The sequence below is a fragment of the Cytobacillus sp. Bac17 genome (assembly GCF_024519925.1).
Taxonomy (GTDB): Bacteria; Bacillota; Bacilli; order Bacillales; family Cytobacillaceae; genus Cytobacillus; species Cytobacillus pseudoceanisediminis.
Genome location: NZ_JALJRC010000001.1, coordinates 264,117 through 277,631, shown reverse-complemented (window position 1 = coordinate 277,631; position 13,515 = coordinate 264,117). Strand labels below are relative to the sequence as shown.

Here is a 13,515-nt window from a genome sequence, read left to right as displayed (position 1 = left end):
TTAGAGTAATCTTTCCAGTAAAAACAAATAGAACATCACACAAGCAACATAAACTGCCGCGAAGGGCATATTCCAGTTGGAGACTTTATAGGAATCGACTTTGATAATGTTTGACATGAGGCCAAGAGTGGCATTATAAGGACCCACTAAGAAGGCGGAAACAGCCCCAGACAGCATCGCAACTGTCAGAATGTGAGGTGAAATTCCGATGTCTGCCGGGTTGACGCCTTCAATCATCAATGCAAGTGAGACGGCTGGATGAAGGCCCAGAAATGCCAGCCCTAAAGGGATCAAAGGCAAGATGATCAGGAAAAATTCGACCCCGGCCACATTTATAAAGGCTGCAATCCAATCGTAAAGGACTTCATTTGCATTCGACAAGTTCATGGCTGAGATAAAAAAGCCTGTTGATAAAAAAATGAAAAATTGATCCTTCATGCTCAAGGCGAAGGTATTAAAATGCTCAGCAAGCTGTTCGCCAAATTTTTTCCCTTTTTTTAATAAAAGAGACCAGCTGAATGCGAATGGAATAACGATTAAAGAAACAAGAATTAAGAAAGGCAAAGATAGCTGCGTCTCAGCTAGAGATACAAGAACATTAAAAATTGCGATGGCTATCAGGATTTGAAAAACTTTGCCAGGCCGGCCGGCATAACCTGCTTCCAGGGCTGCAGCCGTTTCATGCACAGTTACTTCGCCGGGCTGGGGGAGTTTCATAGGCTGGGACTGACGGGAACCAATAAACCAATCCATTGCTAAACCCAATATGCTCAGCGGAATGACATAGGGGAGGATGGATACCCAGCTGACTCCTGTCATTGTAATCACAATTCCCACAATAGGCGTAACAGGCGCCCAGATTAATGGCATTGCAAACCCCCTGGAAATCGCTCTGCTCATGAATCGTTCCTTGTTACGCACCGGAAAGCTCCCGAGTGCCGGCCGGATTGAATAATACGTCATGGGAAGAGTGGCAAGATTCATGAAAATGCTAAAAAAGTAAGAGATCCCCGAAGTCATCATATATAAATGACCAGATGTTTTTACCCGATTTTGGATAATGGCCTGGATGCCTTCCCCGTATCGCCCAAGTTTAACCGGAATCCCCAGTATCGGTATTAACGTAAACATGGTAAGCAGATCAAGCATTGGTCCAAAGGCAAGAATATATTGCTGCCAGTCTGAGCCGCTTGTCCAAAGCAGCACAGCACCAAAAGCCAGGAATACGCCCCCAAGAATCTGTACAAATCTCTTCGCAAGCCTGAATGTTAAAACTACTATGATAAAACACAAGATAGACAGGAGGGGATCGATATTCCATTGCGGAAGTAAAGTGGACAGCAAATATAAACCAATCACGGTCAAAAATAAAACTCTCAGCATATCAACACCCTTTTAAATGAAATATATGGTAAAAAGTAAATTGTATACCAAATTTTCACTTTTTCTTTATTTATTCAAAAATCAGCCACATTTCTATTGTTATTTTGGTATTTGGTATACAATTTTGTTGTGAATCTCAAAAATTCATAATATAATAATGATAACAGGTTAGAGAAAAAAAGGAGGACGCCCCGATGTTCCATTTTCTATTTGGATCCAAATATGCAATTGAGAAAACAGAAAGAAAATTAGCCCGTTTGAGAAGAACTTTAAAATTCTAGTAAAGCCGCCTTATCTTTGGCGGTTTTTTCAATAGTATAAGAAAGTTAGAATTATGAACACAGAAAAATGTCAAGTGCAAGAAGCCTGCCCCCTGACAAGCCGCTTCCGCTTTTTTTTATGAACAGGAAACCCGGAAGAAGAGCGGCTTCCTCCGGGTTTAGTATTAACATTTATACTGCTACTTCATCAGATTTTACCAGTTTGGAATGTATGGAGTCTTCACTATTGCCGGATGCCTTTACTATTTCATCCAGTTCTTCTCTGGCTGCTTCCAGCGTTTCAAACCGCTCAAAAAATTTAACACCTATATGATTTACATACTCTTTTCCTTCATACTCTTCATAAAGCTGGATTTTCATATTCTCATCCAAAACTTCCGCTATTGTGTACTTAGCCTTCAGCTTATCGAAAAAATAAAAATGATATGTCTCAACCGGCTTTAGACCCTCATTTTCAAGAATGGTCTGGAAAGTATCTTTATTTGTTAATACAATATATTTACCCAATTAAAACACTCCTTTAGTTTTATTTGAACTTAGTTGCAAATGCAGAATTGCTCATATGTAGCTCGAGAGCATACCTCCTTCTATTTGGAATATTGTATACCATTTGTCTTGAGCTTATTTTATACTAAGATTTTGAAATATTCAATATTATATTCTAAATTTTTTAATAATTCAGCGAAAAGTTTATCTATTGTTTATTAAAGAGGAAAAGGGCGAGAGCCAATCTGGGAGATTAACGACCAAATTAATCACACACAAGGAAAAATGTTAGTTAATGCGGCCGAATCACGACGAAAATAATTAAACTCAAAGAAAATGGTAGTTAATCTCACAGAATAACGACCAAATCAATCGCACACAAGGAAAAACGGTAGTTAATGCGGCCGAATCACGACGAAAATAATTAAACTCAAAGAAAATGGTAGTTAATCTCACAGAATAACGACCAAATTAATCGCACACAAGGAAAAACGGTAGTTAATGCGGCCGAATCACGACGAAAATAATTAAACTCAAAGAAAATGGTAGTTAATCTCACAGAATAACGACCAAATTAATCGCACACAAGGAAAAACGGTAGTTAATGCGGCCGAATCACGACGAAAATAATTAAACTCAAAGAAAATGGTAGTTAATCTCGCTGAATAACACTAAATTAATCACACACAAGGAAAAACGGTAGTTAATGTGAGCGAATCACGACGAAATAACTAAACCCAATGAAAATGGTAGTTAATGTAGCCGAATCACGACGAAATTAATCGCACTCAAAGGAAAATCGTAGTTAATCCAGTAAGAGACACCTACCTATATCCGCCAAACACAAAAAAATAAAAAACGAGTTTGCTAATCTTCCCGAAAGATTGTATACTTTGAAAAAAAGTATCAAAATCTTTAGAATTAACTGAAAGGGGTAATATTATGCCGAAGGTAACGCTTCATGTGGATGGAGAGATTGTGGAAAAGCAGGTAAAGGATAATGCCAATTTGGTTGTCCTTGCAGGGATCCGCCAGTTTCCCGAATTAAAATATGGTTGCGGCATGGGAAGATGCACAAAATGTACGTGCATAGTATTAAATGGGGGAGATGATCTCGCTCCGCCAAATTGGAAGGAAGAAAAAATGCTTGGCGACAAAGTGAAAGAAGGGTATCGGTTAACCTGTCAAATGACGATCCAAAACGACATTGAAATATCCCAGGAAAACATCTCTGTAAAGCCCCCTAAGAAGACTACTGCAGTTATTACAAAATAGTTTTTTATTTTTATTTATTATTGGTATACAAAATACCTAAAATAAGCGGGGTATCAAGAAATGAATTGTTATGATCTTACTAAAATGACTTGGAAGGAAGTCGAGAAATCACTAGACACAGTAGAGTTTGCCATAATTCCTGTTGGAGCACATGAGCAGCATGGTCCACATATGGCAGAAAGCTGTGATGCGGTGCTTGCGGAGAGAATGGCTAATAAACTGGGGCAGAGAATGTTCCCATATGCTATTGTGACGCCGACTGTTAACATGGGGGTTTCCGAGCATCACATCCATTTTCCCGGTACAATAACACTTCAGCCTTCAACTTTGATTGCCATTCTTACAGACATGGTTTCCTCACTGAAACAGCATGGAATCAAGAAGTTTTTATTTTTGAATTCACATGGCGGAAACCAATCTACACTGAATTTGGCCGCCATGACTATCACAAAGGAATTGGAAGTAGAAGTCTACTATGCAAAGACCACGTCATCTGCAAAGGGATCTATCGGGAAATATGTAAAATCCCCTTTATTTGGCCACAGCTGCGAACGGGAAGTGTCTGAAGCCCTGTATCTTGCTCCTGAACTGGTAAGAGAGGACCTCTTGGAAAAAGGAGATATCAAGGAAGGCGGAAGATGGGAAAGGCTCCGGCCTGGGAAAGCTGTACAGGGATTTTACTTCTATGAAGAAATGACTGGAAACGGCTGTATAGGTGATGGCCGGCAAGGGAGCAGGGAAATCGGAGAGCAAATCGTTGAAGAAGCCCTGGATAATCTGTCTGCAGAACTTTCCGAGCTGCTTGATCTTAAAGAAGAGCTGCTTTATTAATTACTTATAATCTATCATTTGAGAAAAAATAATCTTTAAAAAATTCTAAAAATTATGTTTACAATTCAAAAAGAATAGGTTATGATTTCATTAAGGTATACCAAAGACCAAAAAAACAAGGGAAAATAAGGTTGTAAATTAGCAACCTATTATTTTTTAATAAGTTTTGGTATACAAAATATCAAGTGCCAATAGGCTACATAAATTTCGAGGAGGAGTTTACACATGCCAGAATTATTATCGAAAGATGAATTTCGCAAAGAACTAGAGGAAGCCATTAAAGGAAACCATAGCCAGAAAGCTCCATTCACTGTAGCTTGGGCTGAAGGAAACTTGGAAAGAAAGCATTTTGCCAGATGGGCAGAAAACCATTACCACTATGTTGGACCTTTTGCTGACTACTTAGCATACATCTATCACAACACTCCAACCGATCCAAAATTTGAAGCAGCAAAAGATTTCACACTTCAAAACATGTATGAAGAAGAAATTGCGGCTGACCGCCATACAGACTTGCTGATTCGCTTTGCGGAAGCATGTGGAACAACCCGCGAACGAGTAATCAATCCAGAAAACATGGCTCCAACAACATTAGGCCTGCAAAGCTGGTGCTACGCAGTAGCTGCCCGTGAAAACTTCGTTGTAGCAACAGCTGCTCTAGTTGTCGGCCTGGAATCCCAGGTTCCGGACATTTATCGAAAGCAGACTCCTGCTCTCCGTGCACAATACGGATTCACGGATGAAGAAATCGAATTCTTCGATCTTCATATCGTATCCGATGAAATCCATGGAGAACGCGGCTACAAAATCGTTTTGGACCATGCAGATACTCCTGAATTACAGCAGCGCTGCCTTGAAGTAGTCCGCACAGGTGCGAAAATGCGCCGTATGTACATGGATGGCTTATGGAGGGAATATCTTGAACAGGATCTTGGTTCTTTAGTAGAAGCAAAATAATATGTAATATCCAGGCCGTCACACTAAATCTTGTCCTTCGAGGTCTATGTGGCGGCTCTTTCTATAATAGGAGAAGTTGTCGCAGGAAAGAGAGAAATTAACAGAGAGTAAGGTGATAGGTTTGATTACAACAAAGGTAGAAACATTCAATAACTATATTAATGGTGAGTGGCAGGAATCCGCGAGCCAAAAGAAGTTTTATAGTGTGAACCCTGCAAATACAGAAGATGTTGTCGGCGTTTTTCAGGCATCCAATGAAACCGATGTGAAAGAGGCAATTGAAGCTGCCAGTGAAGCTTTCCCTGGCTGGGCAAAGACAGCTCCATCAAAGCGTGCTGCCATTTTAAACAAGGCCGCAGCACATCTCGAAGAAAATGCTGCCCAATATGCAGAAGAACTGACAAGGGAAGAAGGAAAGCATGTCAATGATGCGAAAAATGAAGTGCTGCGCTCCGCACAGACACTTCGCTATTATGCGGTCGAGGGACAAAGCTTCACAGGTGAAACCTTCCCGAATGATGATCCAAATATGAGAGTTTCGACGGAAAGAGAGCCGCTTGGAGTGGTAAGTGTGATCACGCCATGGAATTTTCCAATCTCCATTGCTGCGAGAAAAATTGCTCCGGCATTAATTACTGGAAACACAGTGGTGTTCAAACCTTCTTCAGATACCCCTCTGATTGCCGTGCGGCTTGTTGAAGCGCTGCACGAGGCCGGTATACCAAATGGCGTTTTGAACTTTGTTACTGGGAAGGCATCTGATGTTGGTGATTTACTGGTCACTCATCCTGCAGTCAAGGCTGTCACTTTCACTGGCTCAACAGCTGCAGGAGAGGACATCCATAGCAAATGCTCTTTCACCACCCGCACTCAAATGGAACTTGGAGGAAAGAACCCGCTTCTAGTTATGGAAGATGCTGACCTTGATCTTGCCGCTGCATTAACAGTGAATGGCGGGTTTTCTTTAACCGGGCAAGCCTGTACAGGAACAAGCAGAGTGATCGTGATGAAGGAAGTAAAAGAAGCATTTTTGGAGAAATTGATTGAAAAAACAAGCGCCCTTAAAATTGGCAGCGGGTTTGAAGAAGGAGTTAAGATCGGCCCGCTTGCAAATGAAAGACAGCTGAAAAATGTCCTGAAGTATATTGAGGTTGGCAAAGAAGACGGTGCGGAACTCGCTTATGGCGGTGAGCACCTCACATCAGGTGAATATGAAAAAGGATATTTTGTGCAGCCGGCCATTTTTACTAATGTTAAGCCAAATCACCGCATTGCCAAGGAAGAAATCTTTGGACCTGTCATTGCCGTGATCGAGGCAGATACATATGAAGAAGCCGTTGCGATTGCCAATGACGTTGACTATGGATTGTCTGCTTCCATTGTGACAAATAACTTAAAAACAGCCAGCCGGTTTACTAAAGACATTCAGGCAGGCACGGTAAAAGTGAATCGGACAACAACCGGCAACTTAATCAATGCACCTTTTGGCGGATTAAAGCAATCCAGCACCGCTACGTTCCGGGAATCGGGAAGAGTGGGCCTGGAATTTTTCACTCAAGTGAAAACCGTTTATATTGGCTATTAAATCAGAAGGAGAATGATGATGAAAACAGCTCTAAAACTTGAATTGGAAGAAGCAAAATTGATGATTGAAGCAGCAAAGGTAAAATCAGCGGAAATCAATGTCTTTGAAACTATTGCAATTGTCGATGACGGAGGAAGTGTGATTGCCCTGGAGCGCATGAATGGAGCAAGAATCACCGGGCCAGAAATTGCAATTGCCAAGGCTTACACAGCAGCCGGCCATAAACGCTCCACCCATCTATTCAATAAGGAACCGAACGGACCTGCCCTTCCAGGAAATGAGGCATTTGGGATCCAGCATATGCTTAATGGCAAATTTGCTGTGTTTGTCGGAGGGTTCCCAATTGTTGTTAATGGGGAAGTCGTTGGCGGAATCGGCATCAGCGGAGGAAATGGAGAGCAGGATACGGCTGTTGGTACCGCTGCATTAGAAGCCCTTCAATCCCACGTGGAAAAAGACGGCTATGAAGTTGTAACCGAAGCAGATATTAAAAAATAATAGAAAGGGACCTCATTCGTTATTAATAGGTAGCGGAATGAGGTCCTTCTTCAGTCAATAACACCTAAATAAGGGGAGGATCGCATGAAGCCTTATCTTGAATTGGCAATTGGATTTGCACGCACCGGCGTGACAGGGTATGGAGGAGGTCCTTCGACAATACCGCTGATTGAATTTGAAGCAGTTAAGAAATATAAATGGATGACGGAGGAGGAATTCGGGGAGATTCTGGCATTAGCCAATACGCTGCCAGGACCGATTGCAACGAAAATGGCTGCCTATATCGGCTACAAAGTCAAAGGCAGCATGGGTGCCGCAGTAGCTATCCTTACTCATATCCTTCCTTCTATTATTGCCATGCTAGCCTTGCTTGGCGTTTTATACTCTTTTCGCCAGTCCCCGATTGTCAGCGGAATGGTACAGGGAGTGACACCAGTCATTGGCTTTATGCTGGCAGAGATGGCCTATCGTTTTTACCAGAAAGGCAGCCAGGGCTTAGGGCTGCCAAAAAATCTTATGCTGGCTGCCGTATCACTGGTATTTGTTCAGTTTTTGGAATGGCATCCCGGTATTTTAATTGCGATAGTCTTAAGCACAGCATTTTATATTGCCCATCGGAAGGAGCAGGCGAATAAAAAGGCAACTGAAGAGTACATGCCAGTAAGGGAGAAAAGTTCATGATATATTGGGAGATCTTTTGGGCATTTTTTGTAGCAAATCTATTGGGTTACGGAGGGGGACCCGCAACGATCCCGCTCATTCAAATAGAAGTAGTGAACAACAATGGCTGGATGACACTCACTGAATTTGGGGATGTTCTCGCCATTGCCAATGCGCTGCCGGGTCCTATTGCAACAAAAATGGCTGGATTCATCGGCTATGAATTAGGCGGGGTTTTAGGGGCGGCAGTGGCTTTGGCAGCTACCATCCTGCCATCAGCGCTGGCAGTCATCGTCCTGTTTAAGTTTGTTAATCTATTCAAAGATTCCACTAAAGTAAAGCTAATGACCAAATCCGTGCAGCCGATCATTGCTGTCCTCCTGGCTGTCATGGCCTACCAGTTCTTTTTGACAGCCTTTGAAAACAGCGGAATGCTGCATCTTGTGCTTCTTGCAGCCGTTAGCTATTTAACATTAATTAAATTCAAGGTTCATCCTTCGCTTGTTATATTTGGAGCTTTATTTTATGGAGGAATCTTTTTATCTTAAGTTATAAAAATAGGAGGTGGAAAAATGGATAGAACATGGGAGGAAAACAACTTAATATCTATACGCGAACATGCGTATTTGTACCTGAAAAAACTCATTTTAGAAGGAGAATACCAGGCAGGAGACAGACTGGTAGAAAGAGAACTTGCAGCCAAGCTAAACATTAGCCGCACACCGATTCGGGAGGCTCTGTTCAGGCTGGAATCTCAAGGTTTCGTGAAAACAGTTCCCAGAAAAGGGGTTGTCATCTCCAATATCTCAGAGGATGAAGTATTGGAGGTATTTACGATTCTCTCTTCACTGGAAGTGCTGGCTGTAAAATTGGCAGCACAAAGAATGGATACAAGTACACAAAAAGAACTGGATCTCAAAATTAAGGAACTAATGGAGCTAAGTGAACAGGATGAAGAAAACTTCAATTCCGAACATATTCAAATGAATAGGCTGATTAATAAGGCATCTAAAAGTCCAAAACTATATGAAATCCTATCAGGCTTGATCGATTTTATTCATATGGCGGCCAATATGGGATATGAAACACCAGGAAGAAGGAAGGACTCATTAAAAGAACATATCGATATAATGAAGGCACTGCGCGATAAAGATGCCGAAATAGCTGAATACTTGATGAGGATTCATATTGAAAATTCGAAGAAAGCCTACATGGCGTATATAAACAGTGTTAAAAAGAGGGACCTGCTAAAATTTCAACAGCAAAACGTTTATGAATGAAAGTAAAAGAAAATAATGAAGCATCCTTCGGACAGGAGAGCAAGGAACCATAGGAATAATGTTCGAACTTGGGCGACCTTCGGACAGTAGAGGAAGAAACCGGAGGGCGTGAGTCCGAACTTGGGCCACCTTCGGGACAGAAGAGGAAGAAATCAGTCCGAACTGGCCATTTCTTTAGAGGGAGAAGAAACCAATGGGGATATGTTCAAAGAATGTCGACTATGGAAAATGCATAAGGGTCAAGGGCAAAGCAGTGCTGCAGTTACGGGATTAGAGTAATAACTTAAAATAAAATATTTAAAAGTTTAGTATTGTCTGAATATTATTTATATGGTATATTGTATACCAAGAACTAAGAAACGAAACCACAGGGAGGAATTCAATCATGCCAAACATCCATTTTGTCAATAGCAACAAAACTCTGGAAGTGCCTGAGGATTCTAATATATTAAGAATGTCGCTCCGCTATGATGGAGATCTGCCAAATCGCTGCGGCGGAGGAATTTGCGGTACTTGTGTTTTTAAAACTGAAGAAGGAGCAGAATACCTGGACAACGTAAAAATCCAGGAAAGAAGGAAGCTGGGAGAAGAGTGGCTGGGGAAAGGCTATCGTTTAGGCTGCCAGACATTCGTTACAGACGGGGATATCACCATTTCATGGGACGATGAAGTTACAGATCAGGTGAAAAAGAGAAAGCCGGATAAATTAAAGCAAACCGTTACAACAGGAAAATGAGATTGCGAATACTGCATTCTGTAATGGATGAAATAACGTCATTTGCCCATTACAGAATGTAATAGTATATAGAATCCCAAAAAAATAGAAGAAGGTGACATTATGTGGGTTTGCAGCACACATTTAAAAGAAGCCATGCAAATATTAAAAACTCCTCATATTCGAAAAGCTCCATATGAAATCAAATGCTCACTTTGTGAAAATCAAGCTTTCGCCAAAGTCTATTATACTCACCGCTCATTTAAATTCACTAAACAACTATATTCTTCATTAAAACAAAGTGTTTCCCAGGAGGCATAGTGATGGAAGGGGTAAAAAAGGGAATTGAAGAAAGACTGGAAGAGCTGAATATCCAGCTCCCTGTATTGGCTGATATCCGAATGCCTTTCGAACCGGGCGTTATCTCGGGCAATACAGTCTTTTTATCCGGACAAACACCCAGGGTAAATGGCGCGCAAAAATATGCAGGAATTGTCGGGGAAGATATCTCAATCGAGGAAGCAAAGGATGCAGCAAGAATTTGTACGCTGAATTTGCTGTCAGCCCTTAAAGGGATCATTGGAGATTTAAATAAAGTAAAAAGAATCATCAAAATGGATGGATACGTTGCCTCAACAAGCAGCTTTAAAAATCATCCTTTAGTCATTAATGCTGCATCAGATTTGCTTCATGACATTTTCGGCAAGGAAAATGGACATGCCCGCAAAGCTGTGGGGCTTGCCTCCCTTCCAGGCGGAGCCCCTGTAGAAATTGAAATGATCGTTGAAATAGAATAACTTCCGAACAAGGGCTGCTCAGGTATTGAGCAGTTTTTCTATTTATTCTCCATAAATAAAATGCTAGCATACTTTCAAAAAGGAGAATGGAGGATGTAAGCCCAAATAAATTAATGTAAGGGTTTTCATGTTATCCAGCTTTAAATCTGCTATATTTAAATAAATATATAAGATAACCTGAGAATAGGTGATTCATATGAAGAGTTTTCTTTCTTCTTTAAAAAAATTCAATACACTGCGAAACCAGATTTTAGCAGTGTTTTTAAGCGTCATGCTGTTTGTCCTGGCATTTGTTTCACTCGTTGTCTATGACCAATTAGGCGGCTTTTTCAGGCAAAATGCGGAACGCCAGGTTCAGCAAACCGCTGCAGAAGCCAACGGCAGAATGGAAACGCTTTATAAACAGATTGATACTCTGACTAATCAGCTCATGACCAATAGCACTGTTCAGCAAATGCTGCTAAAGATGCTTGAAGGGGAAAGCATGGATTATGGAAAATTGGAATCCCTGATAAAAATCATCAATAATACATATGCCTACTCAGATGGAATATCTTCAATTGAACTGTATAATGCAGAAGGCAAAAGGATTTATCCATTCGATGGGAAAAATATTTTTAAAGTAATCGATTCAAAGTGGGTGAAGGCCGCTGACAAGGAAAAGGGGAAGCTTGTTTGGACTGGGAAGGATAAGGGAAACACCAGCTATTCTGCAGCCATACGGAGAGTCAGTCTTATGGATCGCTGGTTCTCGAATGGCGGTTATCTTGTCGTCCGTATTTCCAACAGTTATTTTCAGGTTCAGGGCAATAGTGAAGAAAACGGACAAAACGATTATATGATGCTTCTCGATCGCGACTTAACACCCATTACTTATGATTATGGACTCGACATAAAAAGCATTATCCAGCAAGAGGAAAAATCGATTATGATCCGTGATCAGGAATATATGGCTGTTACTGAAAAGTCAGCTCTGACAGGCTGGACTTTTGTCATCCTGAAGCCGATGAGTTTTCTGCTGCAGGGCGTTACGAAAGTTCGAGCAGTAATCATTTTAGCAGTTTCCATTGGATTCTTTTTATTTGTCATTTCCTCCATAGTGCTTGCCACCATGATCACCAGACCGATTAAAAAACTGACTAATACAATGAAAAATGCCAAAATGGATGAATTAAAACTGAATCCTGAGAGTAATTCCTCACTTGAATTTATTGAATTAAATAACACCTACAATAAAATGGTTGAAAGGACCAACCACTTAATACAGGTTGTTTATGAAAAAGAATTGCTTCGGTCCCGAACGGAGCTGAAGGCACTGCAGGCCCAAATTGATCCGCATTTTCTTTACAACACTCTAAACGCACTTTACTGGTCCCTGGAGGAGAAAGAGGAAGAGGAATTGGCTGAGATTGTCATTTCAATGTCTGAACTTTTCCGATATACAATCGGGAATCGCAGATCTGCTGAATGGGTTACCATACATGATGAACTTGATCATATTGAACGGTATATGCGCCTAATGAAAATGCGGCTTGGCGAAAGACTGTTATGGAAAATTGCTGCACCGCCCAAGCTCCTTGGTGTGAAAATACCAAAACTGATTATACAGCCATTAGTTGAAAATGCTATACAGCATGGAATTGAAAATAAGAGAATACAAGGAACTGTCCTTATCAAATTAGAAGAATCAGCCGGTGGGGACTCGGTCAAAATCACGGTGCAGGATAACGGCCCGGGGATTGATCAGATAGAGCTTCATCAGTTAAACGAGGAGATAAAAAAAGAGAATGTTTCTTCATTTAAAGGGATTGGGATGGCGCTGACAAACGTAAACAAAAGGCTCAGCCTTTATTATGATGCCTATTCCCTTGGCGGTCTTCATCTGGAAAGTGAGTTGGGTTCAGGCACTAAAGTTGTGTTCGTAATACCTGCGGGGGAGGGAAATAAAGGTGAATACAAAGATAATCTTAATAGTGGATGATGAAGAGACAACAAGACAGGGGCTGAAAAAGACACTGGAAGGATGGTCAGCAGGGAGACTTGAGATTCTAAGCGCAGCTGATGGACAGGAAGCTTTAGAGTTATTCCAGAGGACCAGAGTGAACCTGCTTATTACAGATATATGCATGCCAGAAATGACTGGTTTGGCACTGCTGAAAAACATCAGAAACCAAGGATACAAGCCGGCTGTCATGATAATTTCAGGCTATCCTGATTTTGAATATGCCCAGGAAGCCATCCGGCTTGGTGTTCTCAACTATCTGGTCAAACCACTGCGGAAGGAAAGTCTTATAAAGGCAATTGAAGAAGCCCTTGAAACGGAAGAACATATGGTCAGGGCAGATTATTTGGAAAAAGTCGCAGATCAAGGCCTGCTTGAGCTGGAAGCAAAAAAAGAGTATGTAAATTCATCTGTCAAACAGGCCATTGCTTATGTGAACGAAAACCTTCCGGAACAAATTTCTCTCAAAGAAGTCGCTGATGCAGCGCATCTGAATGCCAGTTATTTTAGTGCGATGTTTAAAGAGCAGACAAGCATTACCTTTAGTGAATATTTGAAAAGAAAAAGACTGCAATTGGCGAAAAAGCTGCTCATAACCACGGATTTGCCAATAGATGAAGTGGCCCGGCAGGCCGGGTATCAAACAGCCAAGTACTTTATTAAACTTTTTAAAGACTCGGAAGGTGTGACCCCAAGCAAATACCGGAAGCTGACCGAACTTGATGAAACTCCCATCTAAAAATAGTGGAATTTTTCCCAATCGCG

15 protein-coding genes are annotated in these 13,515 nt (G+C 41.3%); 13 read left to right on the top strand and 2 right to left on the bottom strand.

The window, feature by feature from the left end; all coding sequences use genetic code 11:
• Complete coding sequence (locus tag NR125_RS01395) at positions 1-1,383, bottom strand: hypothetical protein (protein ID WP_256814653.1); 1,383 nt, start codon at positions 1,381-1,383, stop codon at positions 1-3.
• A 452-nt stretch (positions 1,384-1,835) separates the two neighbouring features.
• Entirely contained in the window at positions 1,836-2,171 is a 336-nt protein-coding gene (locus NR125_RS01390; protein ID WP_071158416.1) for a hypothetical protein, read from the bottom strand.
• 921 nt (positions 2,172-3,092) lie between these two features.
• Between NR125_RS01390 and NR125_RS01385 the strand changes: the two genes are divergently transcribed.
• The 13 genes from NR125_RS01385 (at position 3,093) to NR125_RS01325 (ending at position 13,489) form a co-directional block, all read left to right on the top strand.
• Positions 3,093-3,425, top strand: a complete 333-nt coding sequence (locus tag NR125_RS01385) for a 2Fe-2S iron-sulfur cluster-binding protein (RefSeq protein WP_009330449.1) — start codon at positions 3,093-3,095, stop codon at positions 3,423-3,425.
• Between the two features lie 60 nt (positions 3,426-3,485).
• A complete protein-coding gene (locus tag NR125_RS01380) occupies positions 3,486-4,256 on the top strand; it encodes a creatininase family protein (protein WP_009330448.1) in 771 nt (256 codons plus the stop codon).
• A gap of 225 nt (positions 4,257-4,481) precedes the next feature.
• Complete coding sequence (locus NR125_RS01375) at positions 4,482-5,213, top strand: iron-containing redox enzyme family protein (RefSeq protein ID WP_009330447.1); 732 nt, start codon at positions 4,482-4,484, stop codon at positions 5,211-5,213.
• Between the two features lie 112 nt (positions 5,214-5,325).
• Positions 5,326-6,798 (top strand): aldehyde dehydrogenase family protein, encoded by a 1,473-nt coding sequence (locus tag NR125_RS01370; protein WP_009330446.1) that lies wholly within the window; start codon positions 5,326-5,328, stop codon positions 6,796-6,798.
• Positions 6,799-6,816: 18 nt separating this feature from the next.
• Positions 6,817-7,296 carry a GlcG/HbpS family heme-binding protein gene (locus NR125_RS01365; RefSeq protein WP_009330445.1) on the top strand — a complete coding sequence of 160 codons (480 nt, stop codon included), beginning with the start codon at positions 6,817-6,819 and terminating at the stop codon, positions 7,294-7,296.
• Between the two features lie 84 nt (positions 7,297-7,380).
• Positions 7,381-7,977, top strand: a complete 597-nt coding sequence (locus NR125_RS01360; RefSeq protein ID WP_009330444.1) for a chromate transporter — start codon at positions 7,381-7,383, stop codon at positions 7,975-7,977.
• Positions 7,974-8,504, top strand: a complete 531-nt coding sequence (locus NR125_RS01355) for a chromate transporter (protein ID WP_009330443.1) — start codon at positions 7,974-7,976, stop codon at positions 8,502-8,504. The genes NR125_RS01360 and NR125_RS01355 overlap by 4 nt, the downstream gene beginning before the upstream one ends.
• Positions 8,505-8,528: 24 nt before the next feature.
• Positions 8,529-9,236 carry a GntR family transcriptional regulator gene (locus NR125_RS01350; RefSeq protein ID WP_009330442.1) on the top strand — a complete coding sequence of 236 codons (708 nt, stop codon included), beginning with the start codon at positions 8,529-8,531 and terminating at the stop codon, positions 9,234-9,236.
• Between the two features lie 108 nt (positions 9,237-9,344).
• Positions 9,345-9,515 carry a hypothetical protein gene (locus NR125_RS01345; RefSeq protein ID WP_157380155.1) on the top strand — a complete coding sequence of 57 codons (171 nt, stop codon included), beginning with the start codon at positions 9,345-9,347 and terminating at the stop codon, positions 9,513-9,515.
• Positions 9,516-9,621: 106 nt separating this feature from the next.
• Entirely contained in the window at positions 9,622-9,972 is a 351-nt protein-coding gene (locus NR125_RS01340) for a 2Fe-2S iron-sulfur cluster-binding protein (protein ID WP_009330441.1), read from the top strand.
• Between the two features lie 302 nt (positions 9,973-10,274).
• Positions 10,275-10,748: a RidA family protein gene (locus NR125_RS01335; protein ID WP_009330440.1), complete on the top strand. Its 474-nt coding sequence runs from the start codon at positions 10,275-10,277 to the stop codon at positions 10,746-10,748.
• Between the two features lie 196 nt (positions 10,749-10,944).
• Positions 10,945-12,729: a sensor histidine kinase gene (locus tag NR125_RS01330; protein WP_019382762.1), complete on the top strand. Its 1,785-nt coding sequence runs from the start codon at positions 10,945-10,947 to the stop codon at positions 12,727-12,729.
• On the top strand, positions 12,698-13,489 hold the full coding sequence (locus NR125_RS01325) for a response regulator transcription factor (protein WP_009330438.1): 792 nt from the start codon (positions 12,698-12,700) through the stop codon (positions 13,487-13,489). Before NR125_RS01330 ends, NR125_RS01325 begins: the two co-directional genes overlap by 32 nt.
• The last annotated feature ends 26 nt before the right edge of the window (positions 13,490-13,515 follow it).